This is a genomic window from Roseovarius sp. A46 (assembly GCF_004126395.1).
GTDB classification, from domain to species: Bacteria; Pseudomonadota; Alphaproteobacteria; order Rhodobacterales; family Rhodobacteraceae; genus Roseovarius; species Roseovarius nitratireducens.
Genome location: NZ_PVWS01000010.1, coordinates 32,275 through 55,131, shown reverse-complemented (window position 1 = coordinate 55,131; position 22,857 = coordinate 32,275). Strand labels below are relative to the sequence as shown.

19 protein-coding genes are annotated in these 22,857 nt (G+C 64.3%); 15 read left to right on the top strand and 4 right to left on the bottom strand.

The genetic code is table 11. From position 1 onward, the window contains the following. Positions 1–75: 75 nt before the first annotated feature. Positions 76–765, top strand: coding sequence for a helix-turn-helix domain-containing protein (locus C6W92_RS07355; protein ID WP_129432355.1), 690 nt, complete (start codon positions 76–78; stop codon positions 763–765). On the opposite strand, the gene C6W92_RS07350 is transcribed toward C6W92_RS07355, so the two are convergent. Then, positions 762–1,571, bottom strand: a complete 810-nt coding sequence (locus C6W92_RS07350) for a division plane positioning ATPase MipZ (protein ID WP_104017882.1) — start codon at positions 1,569–1,571, stop codon at positions 762–764. The genes C6W92_RS07355 and C6W92_RS07350 overlap by 4 nt on opposite strands. Before the next feature lie 136 nt (positions 1,572–1,707). Between C6W92_RS07350 and C6W92_RS07345 the strand changes: the two genes are divergently transcribed. Together C6W92_RS07345 and C6W92_RS07340 are read left to right on the top strand one after the other, a co-directional pair. Further along, positions 1,708–3,237, top strand: coding sequence for an AAA family ATPase (locus C6W92_RS07345; protein WP_129432354.1), 1,530 nt, complete (start codon positions 1,708–1,710; stop codon positions 3,235–3,237). Continuing rightward, positions 3,234–3,953 (top strand): SDR family oxidoreductase, encoded by a 720-nt coding sequence (locus C6W92_RS07340; RefSeq protein ID WP_129432353.1) that lies wholly within the window; start codon positions 3,234–3,236, stop codon positions 3,951–3,953. The genes C6W92_RS07345 and C6W92_RS07340 overlap by 4 nt, the downstream gene beginning before the upstream one ends. A gap of 8 nt (positions 3,954–3,961) precedes the next feature. Here the strand turns inward: C6W92_RS07340 and C6W92_RS07335 are convergent, their stop codons facing one another. Beyond that, entirely contained in the window at positions 3,962–4,375 is a 414-nt protein-coding gene (locus tag C6W92_RS07335) for an Rrf2 family transcriptional regulator (protein WP_129432352.1), read from the bottom strand. A 211-nt stretch (positions 4,376–4,586) separates the two neighbouring features. Between C6W92_RS07335 and C6W92_RS07330 the strand changes: the two genes are divergently transcribed. Genes C6W92_RS07330 through C6W92_RS07310 form a run of 5 tightly spaced genes read left to right on the top strand, consistent with a single transcriptional unit; the run spans position 4,587 to position 8,940 of the window. Next, on the top strand, positions 4,587–5,273 hold the full coding sequence (locus tag C6W92_RS07330; protein ID WP_241691097.1) for a 5-formyltetrahydrofolate cyclo-ligase: 687 nt from the start codon (positions 4,587–4,589) through the stop codon (positions 5,271–5,273). Next, on the top strand, positions 5,270–5,791 hold the full coding sequence (locus C6W92_RS07325) for an SCP2 sterol-binding domain-containing protein (protein WP_129432351.1): 522 nt from the start codon (positions 5,270–5,272) through the stop codon (positions 5,789–5,791). The genes C6W92_RS07330 and C6W92_RS07325 overlap by 4 nt, the downstream gene beginning before the upstream one ends. A 6-nt stretch (positions 5,792–5,797) precedes the next feature. Beyond that, on the top strand, positions 5,798–6,796 hold the full coding sequence (locus tag C6W92_RS07320) for a peptidase U32 family protein (RefSeq protein WP_129432350.1): 999 nt from the start codon (positions 5,798–5,800) through the stop codon (positions 6,794–6,796). A gap of 5 nt (positions 6,797–6,801) precedes the next feature. Further along, on the top strand, positions 6,802–7,716 hold the full coding sequence (locus tag C6W92_RS07315; RefSeq protein WP_241691096.1) for a U32 family peptidase: 915 nt from the start codon (positions 6,802–6,804) through the stop codon (positions 7,714–7,716). Between the two features lie 21 nt (positions 7,717–7,737). After that, the gene (locus C6W92_RS07310; protein WP_241691095.1) at positions 7,738–8,940 is read left to right on the top strand and encodes an NnrS family protein; all 1,203 of its coding nucleotides are present in this window, start codon (positions 7,738–7,740) and stop codon (positions 8,938–8,940) included. Positions 8,941–9,011: 71 nt separating this feature from the next. Here the strand turns inward: C6W92_RS07310 and C6W92_RS07305 are convergent, their stop codons facing one another. Next, the gene (locus tag C6W92_RS07305) at positions 9,012–9,716 is read right to left on the bottom strand and encodes a cyclic nucleotide-binding domain-containing protein (RefSeq protein ID WP_129432348.1); all 705 of its coding nucleotides are present in this window, start codon (positions 9,714–9,716) and stop codon (positions 9,012–9,014) included. Between the two features lie 253 nt (positions 9,717–9,969). Between C6W92_RS07305 and C6W92_RS07300 the strand changes: the two genes are divergently transcribed. The 7 genes from C6W92_RS07300 to C6W92_RS07270 all read left to right on the top strand — a co-directional run bounded on the left by C6W92_RS07300 (position 9,970) and on the right by C6W92_RS07270 (position 20,428). Beyond that, on the top strand, positions 9,970–11,337 hold the full coding sequence (locus C6W92_RS07300) for a nitrate/nitrite transporter (protein ID WP_129432347.1): 1,368 nt from the start codon (positions 9,970–9,972) through the stop codon (positions 11,335–11,337). Between the two features lie 63 nt (positions 11,338–11,400). After that, positions 11,401–12,825 carry a NarK family nitrate/nitrite MFS transporter gene (locus C6W92_RS07295; protein ID WP_129432346.1) on the top strand — a complete coding sequence of 475 codons (1,425 nt, stop codon included), beginning with the start codon at positions 11,401–11,403 and terminating at the stop codon, positions 12,823–12,825. A 12-nt stretch (positions 12,826–12,837) separates the two neighbouring features. Then, positions 12,838–16,596, top strand: a complete 3,759-nt coding sequence (locus C6W92_RS07290; RefSeq protein WP_129432345.1) for a nitrate reductase subunit alpha — start codon at positions 12,838–12,840, stop codon at positions 16,594–16,596. Further along, entirely contained in the window at positions 16,593–18,119 is a 1,527-nt protein-coding gene (narH, locus tag C6W92_RS07285; protein ID WP_129432344.1) for a nitrate reductase subunit beta, read from the top strand. The genes C6W92_RS07290 and narH overlap by 4 nt, the downstream gene beginning before the upstream one ends. Further along, entirely contained in the window at positions 18,119–18,841 is a 723-nt protein-coding gene (gene narJ, locus C6W92_RS07280; RefSeq protein WP_129432343.1) for a nitrate reductase molybdenum cofactor assembly chaperone, read from the top strand. The genes narH and narJ overlap by 1 nt, the downstream gene beginning before the upstream one ends. A gap of 1 nt (position 18,842) precedes the next feature. Then, positions 18,843–19,628, top strand: a complete 786-nt coding sequence (narI, locus tag C6W92_RS07275; protein ID WP_104017870.1) for a respiratory nitrate reductase subunit gamma — start codon at positions 18,843–18,845, stop codon at positions 19,626–19,628. 5 nt (positions 19,629–19,633) lie between these two features. Next, the gene (locus tag C6W92_RS07270; RefSeq protein WP_129432342.1) at positions 19,634–20,428 is read left to right on the top strand and encodes a peptidylprolyl isomerase; all 795 of its coding nucleotides are present in this window, start codon (positions 19,634–19,636) and stop codon (positions 20,426–20,428) included. 133 nt (positions 20,429–20,561) lie between these two features. Here the strand turns inward: C6W92_RS07270 and C6W92_RS07265 are convergent, their stop codons facing one another. Next, a complete protein-coding gene (locus C6W92_RS07265) occupies positions 20,562–22,598 on the bottom strand; it encodes an NADH:flavin oxidoreductase (protein ID WP_129432341.1) in 2,037 nt (678 codons plus the stop codon). Positions 22,599–22,857: the final 259 nt, after the last annotated feature.

Below are 22,857 nucleotides of genomic sequence, written 5' to 3'. Positions count from 1 at the left end.
AAACTGTACTGGATCGGGGCGGTCCGAACCCCTAGTCTCGACCGATCCTGGTTTCGCAGGAAAAGGAGACATCTCATGAGTGGCAGCTACGGTCAGTTTTGTCCGATCTCGATGGCCTCGGAGGTTCTGTGCGCGCGCTGGACGCCGCTTTTGCTGCGAGAACTCCTGTGCGGAAGCACGCGGTTCAACGATTTGCGGCGGGGCCTGCCACGGATGTCGCCATCGCTATTGTCGAAGCGCTTGGGAGAGCTGGAGACGGCCGGGGTCATCCATTCCGTCAAAGGCGCTCACGGCGTCAAGGAGTACCGCCTGACACAGGCCGGCGAAGAGCTTCGCCCGCTTGTGATGGGGATCGGGGCGTGGGGGCAGCGATGGGTGGAAAGCGAGATTTCCCTCAACAATCTGGATCCCCAATTGCTGATATGGGATATGCATCGCGGCCTGAATATTGATCCGCTGCCGGAGCGCCGGGTATGCCTTCAGTTCGTGTTTGGCGATTTGCCCGTCACGCGACAGAATTACTGGTTGCTGGTCGATCCGCAATCCGGCGTCGAGGCCTGCTATTCTGATCCGGGTTACGAGGTTGACCTGTTTTCCGAATCGAGCCTGCGCACCATGACGGCGATCTGGATGGGTCTGGATACCGTCCAGAAAGCGGTAAAGGATGGCAGGCTGAATTTGACCGGTCCACGCGAAATCGCCGCCAGAATGCAGGAATGGCTGGGCTTCAGCCCGTTCGCCCAACAGGAACGGATGGTCGGCTAGAAATTGACCGTCACACCCGGCAGGTTCAACGCCTTGACGAGGTCGCGCAGTTCCTGCCGTGCCGCGATGTTGGAGATGTTGAGCCCCTTTACCCCGATATCGCGCAAATCAAGCAGCGTGAGCCCGCGCGGGAACAGTTCGCGGAAGATCACCCGCTCGTTGAAGCCCGGCGCCACGCGAAAGCCGATCCGGCGCGCCAGTGCGTCGAGCGCGCGTCCCATCTTTTCCTTGTTGACCATCGCCTGCGCACCCACCCGGTTGCGCAGCACCACCCAGTCGATCGCCCGCAATCCCGCCTGTGCGCGCAACTGCCGCGCGTTCCACACCATCTCGGAATAGACCGATGGCCCGAGGATCGTCTGCCCGTCGGCATCGGTCCGTGCCAGGAGGTCGAAATCTATGAAGCTGTCGTTGAGCGGCGTGATCAGCGTATCGGCGAGGCTGTGGGCGACCTGGCTGAGGCGGGTATGCGAGCCGGGGCAGTCGATCACGATGAAATCGCTCTCGGGTTCGGCGGCCGCCATTGCCGCGGCGAGGCGGCGGTCATAGAGGTTCTCGCCGGGCTTGAGATCGGCCTCGGCGACCTCGGGCAACTCGACGAGCCGGGCGCTTGGCAGGTCGAGCCCCTCCTTTTCAAGGAACCGGGTACGGTTCTCGGCGTAGCGCCCGAAGCTGCGCTGCCGCAGGTCGAGGTCGAGGGCGCTTGTGCGGTGGCCCATGCGAGCGAGCGCGGTTGCCACGTGCATCGAGACGGTGGATTTGCCAGCTCCGCCTTTCTCGTTGCCGACCACGATGATATGCGCCATGCCTTGCCTTTCCCCAGCGGCGTTTTTCCGCCGATCCTACCCTCTGGTTCTCAATCGGGGAAGCGCGGCGCAGGGTCAAGCCGCTTCGCGTGGCTTTCGCTGGCACCTCGCCGATGCCACGTCTAGGGTCGCGCACATGACCGAGACCGCGCTTACCTATTCTCCTGACCAGGCCGAGGCCCATGACCGCATCGCCGAGGCGCTGCGCGGCGTGGGGGTTGATATCGTCGAGGGAACGCTCATGCCGCCGCGTGAAGGCGGGCGCGCGGTGATGGCCGTCGTCGGCAAGGCCGGGTCGGGCAAGACGCTGCTTCTGGCCGCGCTTTACCGTGCGCTCGAGGAGGCGGGCGTCGATGTGGTCTCGGGCGATTGGGAGGGGCGGCGCCGCCGCGACCGGCGCACGCTGGCCATTCTCGCGCCCACCAACAAGGCGGCGAGCGTGCTGCGGATGCGCGGCGTGCCCGCGACGACCATTCACCGCATTCTCTATACGCCCGTTTATGACCCGGAATACGCGAAGATTGCCGAATGGCTGGCAGGGCAGGGCGCGAAGCCGGAGATCGAGGGGCTGACCGAGCAGGCGCTCGACCGGGCGCTGGCATTTTACCAGAATCACAAGTCGATCCCCGGCGCGCTGGCGGCGGCGGGGCTGCGCGGCTCGGATTTCATCACCGGTTGGACGCGTCGCGAGGAGCCGCTCGATATCGGCCTCGTCGATGAGGCGAGCATGCTCGACGCGCAGCAATTCGAGGATTTGCAGGAGATTTTCCCGACGCTCGTCCTGTTCGGCGACCCGGCGCAGTTGCCCCCTGTCAAATCCACCGGCGGCATGGTGTTCGACAGCCTGCCCGCGCCCGCGCGCCTTACGCTCAGTCGTATCCACAGGCAGGACGCCGACAACCCGATCCTCGATCTTGCGCATGCGCTGGCCGACCCGGCGCTGGAATTCCACCATTTCGAGCGGATGATCGAGGACGCCGCCCGCCGCGACGAGCGGGTGAGATGGGCCGAGCGGGTCGAAGTGGACCTGATGGCGCGCTCACCCGTCCTCGTCTGGCGCAACGCCACGCGTATCCGCCTCATCAACGCGTTCCGCGCGGTTCACGGCGCGCCCGAGACCGCGCTTCTGGAAGGCGAGCCGCTGATCTGCGACGGGATCGAGTTGCCGCTCAAACACCGTAAGAAGCGGCTGGACCTGGAGGCGCGCGGTCTCATCAAGGGGGCGCAGGTGATCTATCTGGGCCCTGGCAAGCGGGCAGGATTCTCGCGGCTGCATGTCATCGGGGCCGAGGACCCGCGCCTATCGGCGGCCTCGATCGTCAAGATCGAGAAACCCGGCGAGGAAGAACCGTTCATCCCCTATGCCGCCAATATGGGCGCGGTGTTCCTGCATGGCGCGGCGGTGACGATCCACAAGGCGCAAGGATCGCAATGGCGCGATGTGCAGGTCTTTGCCCCTGACATCTATGCCGCCGCGCGGATGGGCCGGTCGGAAGCCGGGCAGCCGCTGTGGAAGCGGCTGGCCTATGTGGCGATCACCCGCGCCGAGGAACGGTTGCACTGGGTGGTGCGCAACCGGCTGTCGAAACCCACCGCGCCGCTGAGCGTGGACGACCTGCGCGCGAAGCCGGTGGCGCTGGAACTGGAACGGGAGGACGAAGCATGAGATCCGTGCTGATTACCGGCGCGAGCGCCGGGATTGGGGCCGCCTGCGCGCGGGCCTTTCTGGAAGCGGGCTGGAAGGTCGGGCTGATGGCGCGTCGCGCAGAGGCGCTGGAGGCGGTGGCCGGGGGGCATGGCAATGCCGTGATCCTGCCCGGCGACGTGACTGATCCGCAGAGTGTAGCGCGCTGCTTCGACGATTTCGTGACCAAGGCGGGCCGGCTCGACGTGCTCTTCAACAACGCCGGCAGCTTCGGCCGCGCGGCGATGATCGACGAGCTGGGTTATGACGAGTGGCGGCAGGTGGTGGATGTGAACCTCCACGGTATGTTTCTCTGCGCGCAGGCGGCGTTCGGCCAGATGCGGCGACAAATGCCGATGGGGGGCCGGATCATCAACAACGGCTCGATCTCCGCCTATTCTCCGCGCGCGGGTTCGGTCGCCTACACTACGACCAAGCACGCGATCACCGGGCTGACCAGGACGCTCAGCCTCGATGGACGCGCCTTCGACATTGCCTGCGGCCAGATCGACATCGGCAATGCACGCACTGAACTGCTGGAAGGAATCATCGCGGCCAACCCTGACTCTCCGCCACCGGTGATGGAGGTGGACCACGTGGGCAGTGCGGTCCTGTCGATGGCCGAGTTACCGCCCGAGGCCAACGTGCAGTTCATGACGCTGATGGCCACCAAGATGCCCTATGTCGGACGCGGGTAGATCGCGCGTCAGGCACCTTCCGGGCGATAGACGCAATCGGCCAGGGTACTGCGGTTAAGGTCCGCGACGAACGCGGCCTCGGCATGGGCCAACCGGGATTTCAGCCGGCATTTCGGGGACAGGGTGCAGGCGTTGCTGCCGGTCGCGAAACATTCCACCAGGGCCTGGTCGGCCTCGAGCACGGCCACCACATCGCCAAGCCGGATATCCTCGGGGGGCCGGGCAAGCATCGCGCCACCGCCACCGCCGCGCCGGGTTTCCAGCAGGTTTGCCGCGGCCAGTGCCGAGATCACCTTGGCCAGGTGATTGCGCGAAACCCGGAGTTCAGCGGCGAGATCGGCGGCGGTAAAGGCGCGGGCCGGATCGCCCGCCATGCGCATGAGCACGCGCAGCCCGAAATCTGTGAAAGAGGTGAGGCGCAAGGTCGCGCTCCTGAATTGGCATTTGCAATGCGCATTATAGCGCGGTAGCCAATAAATCAAATACCAATGCGTTCCGCTCGGGCGAATCGCGAGTGAAAGGGCTGCGCATGCAACAAGATGCCGCCATCGCAAAACCGTATGAGATGGGCGACCTGATTGGTCAAAACACGCTGGAAAACCGTGTGTTCGTCACTGCGCTGGGGCCTGCTGCATGACCCAGCGCAAGACATATGCCTCGCCGCCCTGCATGGCCTCCGAGGTCGATCCCGCCTATTTCGATCCGGTGGGCGTCGATCCAGATCAAGCGCGCGACGTGGCGCGCTGGCGGCGGGCGGAACGGATACGGCTGGCCAGGCTGAGGGAGGATCTGGGCCAGGCGGGGCGTGCCCGGGTCTCAGGCCAAATCGGCCGGCACCTGTCGCGTGTGCTGGAGGAACGCGGTGTAGGACAAGGGACCGTCCTCGCCGGCTACTGGCCGATCAAGGGCGAACCCGACCTGCGCCCGGTTCTGAAAACGCTATATCGTGCGGGCGCTACCATCGCCCTACCGATTGTGGAAACCCGCGCGGCCCCGCTGATCTTTCGGCGCTGGACACCTGATACCAAGATGGTCCGCGGTGACTGGAACATCCCCGTTCCGCCACCCGAGGCCGACCCGCTGGTCCCCGACATCACGCTGGCACCCTGCCTTGGCTGGTCCGAGGGATGCTATCGGCTGGGCTGGGGCGGGGGGTATTTCGACCGCACGCTGGCGTCGCTCGACCCGCGCCCCGTGGCCATCGGCATCGCGCTCGGTGCCGCGAACCTGACCACGATCTATCCGCAACCCCACGATATCCCGCTCGATCTGATCGTGACCGAGGAGGGGCTCGTCGCAGAAAGGACGGCCACGTCATGAGCACTGGAGTTCACACTGTCTCTCCGGCCCGATTGCCCGGAGGTGGCGTAGTCTCGCGTCTGGCCTGTGCTGTGGTGCAGCCGCTCCTGTCGCGCGTCGTGCGGCGCATTGCCGGGCGGCACCCGTCGCTTTTTGCCCGCCTGGGCCCGCATCAGGGCACCGATTTCCTGATCGACCCGGTCGATCTGCCCTTTGCCCTGCACCTGCGCCCCGACCCCGGCGCGCTGTTGTTTCGCGCCGTGCCGCGCGATGCCGCGCCGCAGGCGGGTGCGGTGATCCGGGGGCGGTTCCTGCTGCTGCTGGAACTGGTGGATTCCGAGGAGGATGGCGATGCCGCCTTCTTCTCGCGCGATCTGGAGGTGACCGGCGACACCGAGGCGGTGGTGCGGCTGCGCAACGCGCTGGATGACGTGGACGGCTCCATCGCCGAGGAGACGGCGGCGATGTTCGGCCCGCCCGGGCGGGCCGTCCTGGCACGGTTGCGCCGCGCCTATACCCCCGAGATGGAAAGGACCTGATCCGAGATGAGCCTTGCCGAATTGATCTGCCCCGCGGGCACCCCTGCCGCCCTGCGCACCGCCGTGGATGCGGGTGCCGACGCGGTCTATTGCGGGTTTCAGGATGCGACCAACGCGCGCAATTTCCCGGGCCTGAACTTTACCCCCGATGAGCTGGCCGAGGCGGTGACCTATGCCCATGCCAGGGGGACAAAGGTGCTGCTGGCGCTCAACACCTACCCGCCCGCGGGCAAGGTGGATCTCTGGCGGCAGGCGGCGGATACCGGCACGCGGCTGGGGGTGGATGCCTTTATCGTCGCCGACATGGGCGTGGCCGATTACATCGCGCGCACGCATCCCGGCGTCAGGCTGCACCTGTCGGTGCAGGCGGCGGCCTCGTCGCCCGAGGCGATCCGCTACTATTGCGAGCATTTCGGGGTCAGGCGTGTGGTGCTGCCGCGTATCCTGACCATCCCGGAAATACGCCAGATCAAGCGCGAAATCCCCTGCGAGATCGAGACCTTCATCTTTGGCAATCACGGTCTGATGGTCGAGGGGCGGTGCAGCCTGACCAATTACCTGACCGGGCAATCCACCAACATGGACGGCGTGTGTTCGCCCGCTTCGGACGTTGAGTATGCGCGGCATGAGGATGGGTCGATGTCCTCGCAACTGGCGGGGTTCACCATCGACCGGTTCGGCCCAGAGGAGAAAGCCGGGTATCCCACGATCTGCAAGGGCCGCTACACCGCGCCCCATAGACCAGAGGGGTATTATGCCTTCGAGGAGCCGGTGAGCCTGAACCTTTCACGGCTTTTGCCCGAACTGATCGACGCGGGTGTGCACGCATTCAAGATCGAGGGGCGGCAGCGCTCGAAATCTTATGTGCGGGGCGTGGTGCGTGCCTTCCGCGCGGCGGTGGACGATATCCGCGCCGGGCGGGCGGCCAACATGGCCGATCTGGTCGCGCTGACCGAGGGGCAGAAACAGACGCAGGGCGCGTTCGAGACCAAGAAATGGCGGTGATGGAGATGACGACGAAACTGACCCTCGGGCCGATTGCCTATCACTGGTCCGCCGAGAGGCGCCGCGACTTCTACGCACGGATCGCTGACGAGGCCCCGGTGGACGAGGTCTATCTGGGCGAGGTGATCTGCTCCAAGCGCGCACCGTTCCACGAGGGCGAGCTACCAGAGATCATCGAGCGGCTGGAACGTGCGGGCAAGACCGTGATCGTCTCGACCCTGGCCGAGGTGATGCTGAAACGCGAGCGCAAGGCAACAGATGATCTTGCGGTGATGGACACCCCCGAGATCGAGGTGAACAACGCCGCCGGGCTATATGCTCGCGGCAGGCGGCCTCACCGCATCGGCCCGTTCATGAACGCCTATAACGAGGCCACGATCGCGTGGATGGCCGGGCAGGGGGCAACCCATGTCTGCTTGCCCACCGAATTGCCCGCCGAGGCGATTGCCGTGGCTGCCGCAGCCGCGCGAGATGAGGGGCTCGGGGTCGAGGTGCAGGTCTTCGGGCGCGCCTCGCTGGCGGTTTCGGCCCGCTGCTACCACGCCCGGGCGCACGGGCGGACCAAGGACAATTGCCGCTTCGTCTGCGAGGACGATCCTGACGGGATGCCGCTTCGCACCCGCGACGATGCGCCGATCCTGCGCGTGAACGGAATCCAGACCCAGTCCGAGAGCTATGTCGACCTGCTACCCGAGGCGGATCGGTTGGTGGCCGACGGTGTGACCCATCTTCGGCTCATGCCGCAGGATGTGGACATGGTGGCGGTGGTGGGTGTGTTCCGCGACGTGTTGGACGGGGCGCTGCCGGTCGATGAGGCGGATGGCCGCCTTGGTGTTCTGAGCGGGGCTGTGAACCTGAGCAACGGCTTCTATCATGGTGCTGCGGGCTATCGCCGGATCGCCATGGCTGCACGGACGTGACGGCAAGAAGGAGGCCCTCGAATGACGACGGCTGAGCGGATGCGCGCCTGGCGCGGTCCCGCGATCCTGACCTACGGCTTCCGTCCGCTATTTCTCGGGGCGTCGGTCTGGGCCGCGTTTGCCATGGCGCTCTGGGTGCCGATGCTGTCTGGTCACATCACCCTGCCCACGGCCTTCGATCCGGTGAGCTGGCACGCGCATGAGTTTCTATTTGGCTATCTCGGCGCGGTGGTCGCGGGTTTTCTGCTGACGGCCGTCCCGAACTGGACCGGGCGCCTGCCCATCGTGGGCTGGCCGCTGGGCGTGCTGGTGGCGCTGTGGCTGGCAGGGCGCGTCACGGTGGCGGTCTCGGCGGGCTTGCCGCCGCTCCTCGTGGCCGTGGCAGACCTGGCCTTTCCTGTGGTTTTCGGGGCGGTGCTCGCCCGCGAGATCGTGGCCGGCCGGAACTGGCGCAACCTGATCGTGCTTGGAATGCTCGCGGTCTTTACTCTTGGAAACGCGCTCTTTCACTGGGAGGCGGCGCGCGGCGGTTATGCCGCGCAAGGCCATGGCCTGCGGCTGGGCCTTGGTGCGGCGATCATGATGATCGCCGTGATCGGCGGGCGCGTCGTGCCGTCCTTTACCCGCAACTGGCTGGTCAAACGTCGCAGCGCGGTCCTGCCCGTTCCGCCAATGCAACGTTTTGACAAGGCGGCGTTGGTCGTGATGCTGGGAGCGCTTGTGCTGTGGGTCGTGCAGCCACTGCACCCGCTAACGGGTGCAGCACTCGTGCTGACCGGCGCGCTGCATGCGTTGCGGTTGGGGCGTTGGACGGGGCACCGGACCCTCGCCGAGCCGCTGGTGACGGTGCTGCATGGGGCTTACGCCTTTCTTCCCCTGGGCGCACTGGCGATCGGTGCCGAAATTCTCCTGCCCGGTGGCCTGGGCATGGCCGGGGCGCAGCATCTGTGGATGGCGGGCGCGGTCGGGCTGATGACGATGGCGGTCATGACGCGCGCGACGCTGGGCCATACCGGGCAGGCGCTGAGTGCAGGGGCGGGCACGATTGCCATCTATGCGGCCCTCATCCTTGCCGTGCTGGCCCGGGTGGGCGCGGGTATCTGGCCCGAGCACGCGGCATGGCTGCATGGCCTGTCGGGCCTGGCATGGATCGCGGGTTTCGGCGGGTTTGCGGGGCTGTATGGGCCGGTGATGTTGCGGCCCCATGTCGGCAAGGCGCGATGAAGGGTGCGTGGGGGCCGCGGGCATGTCGCGGTGGGGCCCGAGGTGGCGACTGGCACGGCCTTGCCCCGTCGTCAGGTGGAATGATCGTCGATCAGAGGATTGGGTTTCGCAAAGCTGGCCAGGTCCCCGGGGTCGGTAATCGTGATCTGCATACCGTCCACCTCCACGCCGTAGGGCTGTAGCCCCTTGAAGGCACGGCTGAGATTTTCCGGTGTCATGCCCAGCACGGCGGCGAGGTGGCGTTTCTCGAAGTCCAGTTCGAATGTCGCCGAGCCCCCTGACTGTATCCGCTGCCGCAGCAGGAAGTTGGCCAGCCGTTCCAGCGAGGTCCGCAGCTTGAGGTCCTTCTGTGCCTTGACCATCGAGCGATAGCACTGTGCGAGCTCTGCCACGATGGCGCGGGCAAAGGAATTGTCGGCATCGAACACGGCGCGCACGTCCTGACTCGGGATCAGGGCGATCCGGCTCTTTGTCAGCGTGCGGGCGGACATCAGGTAGGGTGCATCGCGGATGGTCGCGGCGAGGATGAAGGTCGAGATCGGGCGCACGGTGGCCATGCTGGTCTCGCGCTTGTTCCAGGCCGAGAACAGGTCGACCGATCCGGATAGGATGATGTGCAGGAAATCGCTCGTGTCCCCCTCGGAGATCAACTCGATCTGTGGCGGAAAGTTCTGCACATAGGCCCCGTGCATCAGGTCGGTGAAATGCGCGTCGGCCATATCCCGGAAGAGATGCAGCTCCCGGATGTCGCGATGCACCGACTCGGGTAGTCCCATTCGTATTGGCATCACTCTCTCGATCGTCTTGCTGGCTCGTGGATTGATTATTGTCAATAAGCCACTTGTTCATTGCGTTCAACCGGGTTGACTACAGCACGTGACCGGCATGACGGATTTCAGCAAGTCATTTATTTTCAAACGTTTTTCCAGAAATCTGATCCAGATCAAGTCTCTGCTCCCGGCTCTGCCCGCATGACTGGCCGAAGCCCAGTTGCGGGCAGGATGCAACGACAGGCCGGAGGAAAAGGTCATGCACACACTCGATGGTGTCTCACGCTCGGATCAGTACCGGGCCTTGGGGCTCAGCACGTTTGCCTTCACCGTCTGCTTTGCCGTCTGGACGATCTTTTCGATCATCGGCGTTCAAATCAAGGAGGATCTGGGGCTGAGCGACACGCAGTTCGGCCTGCTGGTCGCCACCCCGATCCTGACGGGGTCGGTCAGCCGCATCTTTCTGGGTGTCTGGACCGAGCAGTTCGGCGGTCGCATCATGTTTCCGCTTCAGATGCTGATCACGGCGGTCGCGGTGTGGTTGCTGACGAGTGTGCAGACCTATCCGGTCTTCCTGCTTGCCGCGCTCGGCCTGGGCCTCGCCGGTGGGTCGTTCATCGTCGGCGTGGCCTATACCTCGCGCTGGTTCGAGAAGGAAAAGCAGGGCACGGCTCTTGGCATCTTCGGCGCGGGCAACGTGGGCGCCGCGGTCACCAATTTCGCGGCCCCCTTTCTGGTTGTCGCGCTCGGCTGGGAAGGGACTGCGCGGGTCTATGCCATCGTGCTGGCCGTGGTCGCGGTGCTCTTCTACCTGCTGGCCAAGACCGACCCGGTGCAGGCAGAGCGTAAGCGCACCGGCGAAGGCCCCGCCTCGACCGGCTCGATGCTGGAGCCGCTGCGCGACCTGCAGGTCTGGCGGTTTGCCACGTATTACTTCTTTGTCTTCGGTGCCTTCGTGGCCCTCGCGAGCTTTCTGCCACGCTACTACACCGGGGCCTACGGTCTGGAACTGACGACCGCGGGTGTCTTTGCCGGGCTTTACAGCCTTCCGGGATCGGTGTTTCGCGCGCTCGGCGGCTGGATGTCCGACATCTGGGGAGCGCGGTTCGTGATGTATCTGACGTTTATCGGGTCGCTGCTGATCCTGTTCGTCATGAGCTATCCGCAGACCGGCTATATCGTGCAGGGCATCAACGGGCCGATCACCTTCGATTTCGGCCTTTCGGTGGGCGTGTTCGTCGCTCTAACGGTGATCCTCGGCTTTCTGATGAGCCTCGGCAAGGCCGCCGTCTACAAGCATATCCCGGTCTACTATCCCTATCACGTGGGGTCTGTCGGCGGGTTGGTCGGCATGATCGGCGGGCTTGGCGGGTTCTTCCTGCCGATCGCCTTCGGGGTGCTGCTCGATCTCACGGGGGTGTGGACCGCGCCGTTCATGCTGCTGTTCGTGATCGTGCTGGTATCGACCGTGTGGATGCACCTCGCGATCCGCCGGATGGAGCGTCGCCGTCACCCCGGGCTCGAGGGTGAGAAGTACCTCTCCGATGTGCCGGATGCGCCACTGCCCAAGCCTGTGGGCGGGCCCGGCGGTGCGCCTCGCGGTCAGGCGTCGCAACCCGCGGAATGACGAACACTATGGTGCGGCCCGGTGCGGCCGCACCTCAATCCGAGATATAAGGACATATTCGACATGACGTCCCAATCCAAGAATTCCGGTCACCTGCTGACCGATTGGCAGCCCGAGGATACGGGCTTCTGGCAGCAAGGCGGGGCACGTACCGCCCGGCGCAACCTGTGGATCTCGATCCCGGCGCTTCTACTGGCCTTTTCGGTCTGGATGGTCTGGTCGGTCGTGGTCGCGAAACTGCCTGCCATCGGGTTCGACTTCACCACCGGTCAACTGTTCTGGCTGGCAGCGCTTCCGGGGCTTTCGGGGGCGACGCTGCGCATCTTCTACAGCTTCATGATCCCGATCTTCGGCGGGCGGCTTTGGACTACGTTGTCGACCGCCTCGCTGCTGCTGCCCGCCGTGGGCATCGGATTTGCCGTGCAGAACCCGGATACGTCCTATGCCTGGTTCCTGGTCCTCGCGCTGATGTGCGGCTTTGGCGGGGGCAATTTCGCGTCTTCGATGGCCAATATCTCCTACTTCTATCCGAAGGCGGAAAAGGGCAACGCGCTGGCGCTCAACGCCGGCCTCGGCAATCTGGGCGTGTCGGTGATGCAGTTCGTCGTGCCTGTGGTCATCACCATGGGTGTATTCGGCGCCGTCGGTGGTGCGCCGCAGGAGCTTTCGGATGGTGGGCGCATCTGGTTGCAGAACGCAGGATTCGTCTGGGTGCCGTTCCTGGTGATCGCCACGATCGCCGCCTGGTTTGGGATGGATGACATTGCCGATGCCAAGGCGTCACTGTCGGATCAGCTCCAAATCCTCAAGCGTCGGCAGAACTGGATCATGTGCATTCTATATACCGGCACGTTTGGCAGCTTCATCGGCTATGCCGCGGGTTTCCCGCTGTTGATGAAACTGCAGTTTCCGGATCTCGACATGCTGCACCTGGCGTTCCTCGGGCCGCTGGTCGGTGCGCTGAGCCGTGCGGGCACGGGCTGGATCTCGGACAAGTGGGGCGGTGGTCGTGTGACCTTCTGGACCTTCCTCGGCATGATCGCCGCGGTCTGGGGCGTTCTGCAATTCCTGCCGCTGGGTGGCAGCGCGGGCAATTTCTGGGGCTTCTTCGCCTGCTTCATGGCGCTGTTCTTCCTGACCGGCGTGGGCAATGCCTCGACCTTCCAGATGATCCCGGTGATCATGCGCAAGGAAGTGGCCCGCCTCAATCCCGGGCAGGACGAGAAGGCGGCGCGCAAGCAGGCCGAGCGCGAGGCCTCGTCGATCATCGCCTTTACCTCGGCCATCGCGGCCTACGGTGCCTTCTTCATTCCCAAGAGCTACGGCACCTCGATCGCGCTGACCGGCGGGCCGGCGGCGGCGCTCTGGACCTTCCTGATCTTCTACGTGCTCTGCGCGCTGATCACTTTCGTAGTCTACACCCGCAAGGGTGGCCTGCTTCACGACATCGAACATGGCCGCGCCACCCCCGCGCAGCCCGCCAACTAAGGAGAGAGAGCCATGAGTCATCTGCTCGACAAGCTGAACTTCTTCCAGAGCAAGGAATTGGAGCAATTCTCCGACGGTTGGGGTCAGACCACCCGCGAGAACCGCGACTGGGAGGATACATATCGCAGCCGCTGGCGGCACGACAAGATCGTGCGCTCCACCCATGGGGTGAACTGCACCGGTTCGTGTTCCTGGAAGATCTACGTCAAATCCGGCATCGTCACCTGGGAGACGCAGCAAACCGATTATCCGCGTACCCGCGCAGGCATGCCCAACCACGAGCCGCGCGGTTGCGCGCGGGGCGCCTCCTATAGCTGGTATCTCTACTCGGCCAACCGGGTAAAGAACCCGCTCATTCGCGGCGCCCTGATGCGTGCCTGGCGCAGGATGCGTTCCACGATGACGCCGGTGGCCGCCTGGGCCGCAATCCAGAACGATCCCGTCTTGCGCGCCTCGATCACCAGGACCCGCGGCAAGGGCGGGTTTGTGCGCGCAAGCTGGGACGAAGCGACCGAGATCGTCGCTGCCGCCAACGCCTACACGGCCAAGACCTACGGCCCCGACCGCGTCTTTGGCTTCTCACCGATCCCCGCCATGTCGATGGTCAGCTACGCCGCCGGTTCGCGGTATCTGAGTCTTTTGGGTGGCACCTGCATGTCCTTCTATGACTGGTATTGCGACTTGCCGCCGGCCAGCCCGCAGACCTGGGGCGAACAGACCGACGTGCCGGAATCGGCGGATTGGTACAACGCAGGCTTCCTGATGCTCTGGGGCTCGAACGTGCCGCAGACGCGGACGCCAGACGCGCATTTTTACACGGAGGTGCGCTATCGCGGCACCAAGTCGGCGGTGGTCAGCCCCGACTATTCCGAGGCCGCCAAGTTCGGCGATATCTGGCTCAACCCGCAGGCGGGCACCGATGCGGCGCTCGCGATGGCCATCGGCCATGTCATCCTGCGCGAATACCACCTTGATCGGCAGGCCGAGTATTTCGAGGAGTATGCCCGCAAGTACACCGACATGCCGATGCTGGTCCGGCTCGACGAGAAGGACGGCCACCTCGTGCCGGGCCGCATGCTGCGCGCCCAGGATTTCGGCGGGAAGCTGGGCGAAAAGAACAACCCCGACTGGAAGACCGTCGCGTATGACGAGGCATCGAACCAGATCGTGGCACCCAACGGCTCGATCGGCTTTCGCTGGGGCGAAGAGGGTAAGTGGAACCTTGAGGAGAGGGCCAAGGGCACCGAGACCAATCTGCGCCTGAGCCAGATCCTCGAAGAGCATCACGACGAGGTCGTGGACGTCGATTTCCCCTATTTCGGAGGGGTCGCCACCGGAGATTTCGTGAAATGCGACCATCCCGACGTGCTCACGCGCAACATCCCCGCGCGGCGCGTCACGCTGGCGGGGGGCGACGAGGTTCTGGTCGCCACCGTGTTCGATCTCTTCTGCGCCAATTACGGCCTCGACCGGGGGCTGGGGGGCAACTGGGTCTCGAAGGATTTCGACGACGACCTGCCCTATACCCCCGCCTGGGCTGAAAAGATCACCGGCGTCGCGCGTGAGAAGATCATCGCGGTCGCACGCGAGTTCGCGGGCAATGCCGAGAAGACGCGGGGCAAGTCCATGGTGATCCTCGGGGCCGGTCTTAACCACTGGTACCACATGGACATGAACTACCGCGGCATCATCAACATGCTGGTGATGTGCGGTTGCATCGGGCAGGAGGGCGGCGGCTGGTCGCATTACGTGGGCCAGGAAAAGCTGCGCCCGCAAACTGGCTGGCAACCGCTCGCGTTCGCGCTCGACTGGAACCGGCCGCCGCGGCACATGAATTCGACCTCGGCCTGGTATGCCCATACCGATCAATGGCGCTACGAGACGCTGCGCGCGGGAGAAATCCTGTCGCCTACGGCGCCCGAGGGCGATTGGGACGTGAGCCTCATCGACTACAACATTCGCGCCGAGCGGATGGGCTGGTTGCCTTCGGCCCCGCAGTTGAAAACCAACCCGCTGGAGGTGTCGAAAGCGGCGAAGAAGGCCGGCAAGGAGATCAAGGATTACGTCGCCGAGAAGCTGAAATCCGGCGATCTGGAAATGTCCTGTCAGGACCCCGACGCGCCCGAGAACTGGCCGCGCAACCTGTTTGTCTGGCGCTCGAACCTGCTCGGGTCTTCGGGCAAGGGGCACGAGTATTTCCTCAAGCACCTTCTGGGCACCGATCACGGCGTGATGGGCAAGGATCTGGGCGAGGAAGGCGGCGTGATGCCGAAAGAGGCGGTCTGGCACGATGAGGCGCCGAAGGGCAAGCTGGACCTGCTCGTCTGCATCGACTTTCGCATGTCCACCACCGCCGTCTATTCCGACATCGTCCTGCCGACGGCCTCCTGGTACGAGAAGGACGACATGAACACGTCGGACATGCACCCGTTCATCCACCCGCTTCAGGCGGCGGTGGATCCGGCCTATGAGAGCAAGTCGGACTGGGACATCTTCAAGGCGATCGCAGCCAAGTTTTCCGAGGTGGCACCCGAAGTGCTGGGGGTGGAGACCGATATCGTACAGCTTCCGCTTCTGCACGACACGCCGGGCGAGTTGGCGCAGGCCCATGTCAAGGACTGGAAGAAGGGCGAATGCGACCTGATCCCGGGCAAAACCGCGCCCAACTATATCGCGGTGGAGCGGGATTATCCCAACCTCTACAAGAAGTTCACCTCCGTCGGGCCGCTTTTGGAACGCTTGGGCAATGGCGGCAAGGGCATCAACTGGAACACCGATGAGGAGGTGCAAGCCTTGTGCGACCTCAACGGTGTGGTGCTGGACGAGGGTGTGTCCAAGGGCCACGCGAGGTTGGAAACGGCCATCGACGCCTGCGAGATGATCCTGATGCTGGCCCCCGAGACCAACGGCAATGTCGCGGTCAAGGCGTGGGAAGAGCTGGAGAAGCCCACCGGGCGGCACCATGCCCATCTGGCCGAGGGCGAGCATCACAACAAGATCCGCTTTCGCGATATCGCGGCACAGCCGCGCAAGATCATCTCCTCGCCCACATGGTCGGGGATCGAGAGCGACAAGGTCAGCTACAACGCGGGCTATACCAACGTGCACGAACTGATCCCGTGGCGGACCCTGACGGGCCGACAACAGCTCTACCAGGATCACCTGTGGATGCGCGCCTTCGGCGAGGGCTTTGTCAGCTACCGCCCGCCGGTGGACCTCAAGACCATCACCGCAGCCGTCAACAACGACGCGGCCGAAGGCAGCCCGCATGTGGTGCTGAACTTCATCACGCCGCACCAGAAATGGGGTATCCACAGCACCTATACCGACAACCTGCTGATGCTGACGCTGAACAGGGGTGGCCCCGTGGTGTGGATGTCCGAGGTGGACGCGCAGAAGGCGGGCCTTGTCGATAACGACTGGGTCGAGGCCTACAACATCAACGGCGCGCTGACCGCGCGGGTGGTGGTGTCCCAGCGGATCAAGCAGGGCACCCTCTTCATGTACCACGCGCAGGAAAAGATCGTGAACACGCCCGGATCGGAAAAGACCGGCCATCGCGGCGGCATCCACAACTCGGTGACCCGCGCCACGCTCAAGCCCACGCACATGATCGGCGGCTACGCGCAGCTCAGCTACGGGTTCAACTATTACGGCACCGTGGGCAGCAACCGCGACGAGTTCGTGATCGTGCGCAAGATGAAGAAGATCGACTGGCTGGACACCCCTGCGTCCGGGCCTGCAACCGGAAAAGTGGAGGCAGCGGAATGAGAGTTCGTGCGCAAATCGGCAAGGTTCTGAACCTCGACAAATGCATCGGGTGTCACACCTGCTCGGTCACCTGCAAGAACGTGTGGACGACGCGCGAGGGCGTCGAATATGCGTGGTTCAACAATGTCGAGACCAAGCCCGGTACCGGCTATCCCACCGACTGGGAAAACCAGAAACGCTGGAACGGGGGCTGGGTGCGCTCGGCCTCCGGCAAGCTGCAACCCAAGCAGGGGGCCAAGTGGCGGATCCTGGCGAATATCTTTGCCAACCCGTCGATGCCCGAGATCGACGACTATTACGAGCCGTTCGATTTCGACTATGACCACCTGAAATCCGCGCCCGACATGGACCATTTCCCCACCGCGCGGCCCCGGTCCAAGATCACTGGTGAGCGGATGGAAAAGATCGAGAAGGGCCCGAACTGGGAGGAAATCCTGGGCGGCGAATTCTCCAAGCGGTCCGAGGACTACAACTTCGAGAATGTGCAGAAGGAGATTTATGGAGAGTATGAAAATACCTTCATGATGTACCTGCCGCGTCTGTGCGAGCATTGCCTCAACCCGACCTGCTCGGCGTCGTGCCCCTCGGGCGCGATCTACAAGCGCGAGGAAGACGGCATTGTCCTGATCGACCAGGAGAAGTGCCGGGGTTGGCGGATGTGCATCTCGGGCTGTCCCTACAAGAAGATCTACTACAACTGGGAAAGCGGCAAATCCGAGAAATGCACCTTTTGCTATCCGCGCATCGAGAGCGGCCAGCCGACCGTCTGCTCGGAGACCTGCGTGGGCCGCATCCGATATCTGGGCGTGATCCTTTATGATGCCGACAAGATCGAGGCGGCGGCGAGCGCTGAGCGCGAGACCGACCTCTACGGCGCGCAGATGGATGTGTTCCTCGACCCGAACGACCCCGAGGTAATCGCCGCCGCTCGCCGCGACGGAATCCCCGAAGACTGGATCGAGGCGGCCAAGGTCAGCCCGGTGTGGAAGATGGCGATGGAGTGGAAAGTGGCGTTTCCGCTGCATCCCGAATACCGCACCCTGCCGATGGTGTGGTATATTCCGCCGCTTTCGCCCATCCAGAACGCCGCGCAGGCCGGCCAGATCGCGATGAGCGACCAGATGCCCGACGTGCGCAGCTTGCGCATTCCGGTGAAATACCTCGCCAACATGCTGACCGCGGGCGACGAGGAGCCCATCGTGCATGCGCTGGAGCGCATGTCGGCCATGCGGCTCTACATGCGCGCGCTCAGCGTGGACGGCGTGCGCGACGAGGCCATCGCCGCCCGCGTCGGCATGTCGGGCCGGGTGATCGAGGACATGTACAAGATCATGGCCATCGCCGATTACGAGGACCGTTTCGCGATCCCCACGGCGCACCGCGAACAGAACGAAGACGGGGCCGACATCCGTGGCGGCTGTGGCTTCACCGATGGCAATGGCTGTTCTTCCGGCGAGACGGGCAAGACGACGCTCTTCGGCGGCAAGAAGAAGAACTTTGCCCTGCCGCAGGAGACATTCTGATGACGGACCGCACATTGAAAGCCCTGTCGCTGATGCTCAGCTACCCTTCAACGGAGTTACAGGCGGCCATGCCCGAGATCGGGACGGTTCTGGCGAACGACACGCGCATCGACCCGGGCACTCGCGCGGCGTTGCAGACGCTCGCAGACGCGCTGGCGCAGGGCGATATCTACGACCTGCAGGAGGGCTACGTGATGCTCTTCGACCGCTCGCGCACGCTGTCGCTCAACCTGTTCGAGCATGTCCATGGCGAAAGCCGGGACCGTGGCGGCGCGATGGTCAGCCTGATCGAGACTTACCGGGCGGGCGGGGTCGAGCCCGCCACCTCGGAACTGCCTGATCACCTGCCGGTGCTGCTGGAATTCCTATCGACGCGCCCCGGCGCGGAGGCACAGGATATCCTCTCCGACGCGGCGCATATCCTTGATGCGCTCGGCACAAGGCTGGAGCGGCGCGAGAGCGGATATGCCTGCGTTTTCAGGGCTTTGTCGCAGCTTTCCGGGACGCAGGTCGATGCCGAAACCCTGGCCGAAATGCTGGCGCAGCCCGATGACGATCCGACCGATTTGGAAGCTCTCGATGCGGTCTGGGAGGAAACCGAGGTCACCTTTGGCCCCGACCCGAATGCGGGATGCCCGCAGGTCCGCGAGATGCTGGCGGACATGGACGTCCCCGCATCCAAGTCAAAACCGGCCCCCGCCCCCATGAACAGGAGCGCATGACATGTTCGGCACTTTCGATATCAACTTCGTCATCTTCGGGGTCATGCCCTATGTCGCGCTGACGGTGTTTCTCGTGGGTTCCATCGCGCGCTACGAGCGCGATCCCTTCACCTGGAAAAGCTCTTCCAGCCAGCTGTTGCGGCGCAAGCAACTGGTCTGGGGGTCCATTCTGTTTCACGTCGGTATTCTGACGGTATTCTTCGGCCACCTCATCGGCCTCTTCACGCCGATCTGGGTGCTGGATGCACTGGGTGTTCCCTATGGGCTCAAGCAGTGGATGGCGGTCCTCATCGGCGGCCCGGCGGGCATCGCCGCGCTGATCGGCTCGACCATGCTCTTGCACCGGCGTCTCACCGATCCGCGTATCCGCGTGACCTCTACCTGGCCCGATATCATCATCATGGGGCTGATCTGGCTTCAGCTCGCGATCGGCCTTCTGACCATCACCCAGACGTTGCAGCATATGGACGGCTCGGAAATGGTCCGCTTCATGACCTGGTCGCAGAGCGTGGTGACCTGGAACATCAATGCCTGGGTCACGGTTGTCGATGTGCACTGGCTCTACAAGCTGCACATCTTCCTCGGGCTGATCATAACGATCCTGTTCCCGTTCACGCGGCTGGTGCATATCTGGTCGGGTTTTGCAGCGCCGTTCCGCTACCTGCTGGCGCGGCCCGGTTACCAGATCGTGCGCTCGCGCCGCCGCCGTCCGCTCGACGAGCGCCGCCGCGCGTTTGACGAGGTGCAGGGTGAAGCCGGCCCCTCGGCGACGACCCCGGCGGAGTGACTGTCATGAATGTGGCGCTTTTCCCCGATGTCGTCGTCAACGGCGAAACCATCCCCTCGGCGGCGGTTGCCGCCGAGGCCCAGAACCACACTGGCCCCCGTGACAAACCCGGCATTGCCTGGCGCAAGGCCGCGCAGGCGCTGGCGATCCGGGCGCTTCTGTTGCAGGAGGCGCGGCGGCGCGGGCTGGTGCCCGACCCGATGGAACTGGCCCCGGGCCGCTTCGAGACCGACGAGGAGGCGCTGATCCGCGCCCTTCTGGACGAGGCGCTGACCATCGCGCCTGTCACGGAAGAGACGGTGCGTGCAGAATGGGCGAAGGATCCCGCGCGTTACCGCTCGGCCCCGCTGTGGGATGTGTCGCATATCCTGTGCGCCTGCGATCCGCGCGATAATGAGGAGCGTGCGGCCGCCGAAGCGAGGGCAACTGCCCTGCTGGCAAAACTCGACGGCGAGGCCAAGGGATTTGCCGCGGCCGCCCGCGAGAGCGATTGCGGTTCCAAGGCGTCTGGCGGTCACCTCGGGCAGCTTAGCCCCGGCGACACGGTGCCGGAATTCGAGGCGGCGCTGCGCGGTCTGGACGAGGGCGGCGTGAGCCCCGCGCCGGTGTTGTCGCGGCATGGCTGGCACATCATCCGCCTGAACGCCATCGCACCGGGGCAGGTGCTGCCCTATGACGCGGTCCGTCCGAAAATCGCGCAGGCGCTGGAAAAAGCGGCCTGGGCGCGCGCGTCTCGGGACTTCATCGAGACGCTTGCGGCTGGAGCGACCATCGAGGGGGCGAGCCTTGCACCGATCTGAACCTCGCGGGAGGACCTGTCATGCGACGCTCGCATGACGGACGGGGGCGAGGTCGGTCTTGCCACCCACCTTGCCCTCCCTGTGGGGCACGACCAACGTCAGTTCTCGCGTGGGCATTCTGATGTGACATAAGTCACATGGTCCGCATGAGCCTGAGACTGTCGTAAACCGCCGCATGGATGTTGCGGGAGACAACCGCGTCACCGATACGAAACAGTGCAAACCCTGCCCCAGGATTGCGCGTTATGGTCTGGGCCTGTCCCGCCAGCATCGCGTCCCGGTCCACCTCGCCGAGGTTGCGCGAATGCGGTTTCAACGCGAAGTACAGATCGTCGAGCGGCACTGTGCCATTGTTGACCACGACCTGATCGACCTCGCGCGTCATACGCGCCGTGCTGTAATCGCTGCAAAGGTCGGCCAACAGCCTGTTGCCCTCCCGCCGCACTGCGTTGAGACGCCAGGTGACGGTGAAGTGCACGTCTTTGCCCTGCACCTCGCGCAGGAATGGCGTCAATGTCATGGGCATTACCTCGGACGATAGCGCGCGGTCAGGGCTGACGATCTCGACCCGCGCGCCCGTCGCAGCGATCATCTCGGCGGCCTGAAGGCCGGCCGCATCCCCGGCGTTGTCAAAGACCAGCACATTCTGGCCCGGTCGAGCGTCCCCTGACAGGATATCCCAGCTTGAGACGGGTAAATCCTGTCCGGCATGCAGCGGCACGTCATGTGGCAGCCCGCCGGTGGCGACGATCACCAGATCCGCACCTGAGCCCAGCACCGTTTCAGGCTCCGCAAAACTGTTGAAGTGAAACCGAACGCCCAGCCGTTCGCACTCGGCCATGCGCCAGCCGATGAGGGACAGGATTTCACGCCGCCGCTCGGATTGGGCCATCAGCCGCACCTGGCCGCCGGGGTCGTTGGCCGCCTCGTGCAGTTCGACATCATGCCCACGCTCGGCGGCCACGCGGGCGGCCTCTAGCCCACCGGGGCCGGCGCCGATCACAAGCACCCGGCGCGAAACGTCGGCGGGCGCTATGGAATGCGGCTGTTCCTGTTCCCGGCCCGTGGACGGGTTGTGTGCACATAGCGCGGCGGCCCCCTGAAAGCGCCGGTCGAGGCAGAAATTGACGCCCACGCACGGGCGAATACGATCCTCTTGCCCGGCCTCGATCCGGCGGACGATATCGGGATCGGCCAGATGTGCGCGGGTCATGCCGATCATGTCCACCATGCCGGTTGCGATTGCGTGGCGGGCGGTGGCGACATCCGCCACCTTGGCGGCGTGGAATACGGGGATACCTGTCGCCTCGCGCAACCGTGCCGCCGCTTCGAGATGTGGCGCACTTCGCATGCCGTGCACGGGGATCATGTCGGTAAGCCCCGCATCCGTATCAATGTGTCCTCGCGTGACATTGACGAAATCCACCAGCCCGCTTTCCTTCAGGCGGCGGGATATTTCGAGCCCTTCCTCAGCATCGACCCCGTCCGCGCACATCTCGTCCCCGGCATAGCGCAGCCCCAGCAGGAAGCCGGACCCAACCCTGCGGCGCGTCTCTGTCAGCACCTCCATCGCCAGCCGCATGCGATTCTCGAGCGATCCGCCATAGGGCGCATCGAGATGATTGGAGCGCGGCGACCAGAACTGATCCAGCAAATGCCCCGTCGCGAGAAATTCGACACCGTCGAGCCCGGCCTCGTGCATGCGCGCGGCGGCGGTGGCGTAATCCTCGATGATCCGGGAGATATCCCAATCCTCGGCCAGTTTGGCGGCGTGACGGTGCGAGATTTCGCGCTCATGGCTCGATGATACGGTGGGCAACCAATCCCCGCGGTCCCAGCGTGTGCGTCGGCCATGATGGGTCAGCTGGATCATCACCGCACAGCCCTCGTCATGACATTCCTGCGCAAGGGCGTGCATCCAGGGCACGATCTCGTCGCGAAACGCCTCTATACCCCCGCCAGAGGGCGCGCTGTCAGGGGCGACCGATGCAGAGCCCATGGTCATGGTCAACGCCACACCGCCCCGCGCCCGCGCCACGTGATAGGCGCGGTAGCGATCCTTGGGCAGCCCATCTTCGGCATAGCCGGGTTCATGGCCGGTGATCAGCAGACGGTTCTTCAACGTCAGATGTCCGACCTGGCAAGGCTGCAACAACGGATCGTCACGCATGGGGCGGAAACTCCTTCAAGACACTTGGCTTCACTTTTGGCGCCTCGTTCAATCCTTACCGGCACCGATTTGTGAGTGATCCTGACAGGAATGAAAGCGCATATGCTGTGGTATCCGGGCTAGAAACCGCAGAAAAAACCGTGACGAATGGTCGATACTGTGCAGGAGATGTGATTAGACGCTGCGCGGCCCGGCCTGAGGCGCCATAGCAACGAAAAAACAGAGGCTTGCGAACATATGGCGAGACAATTCGGCGAAC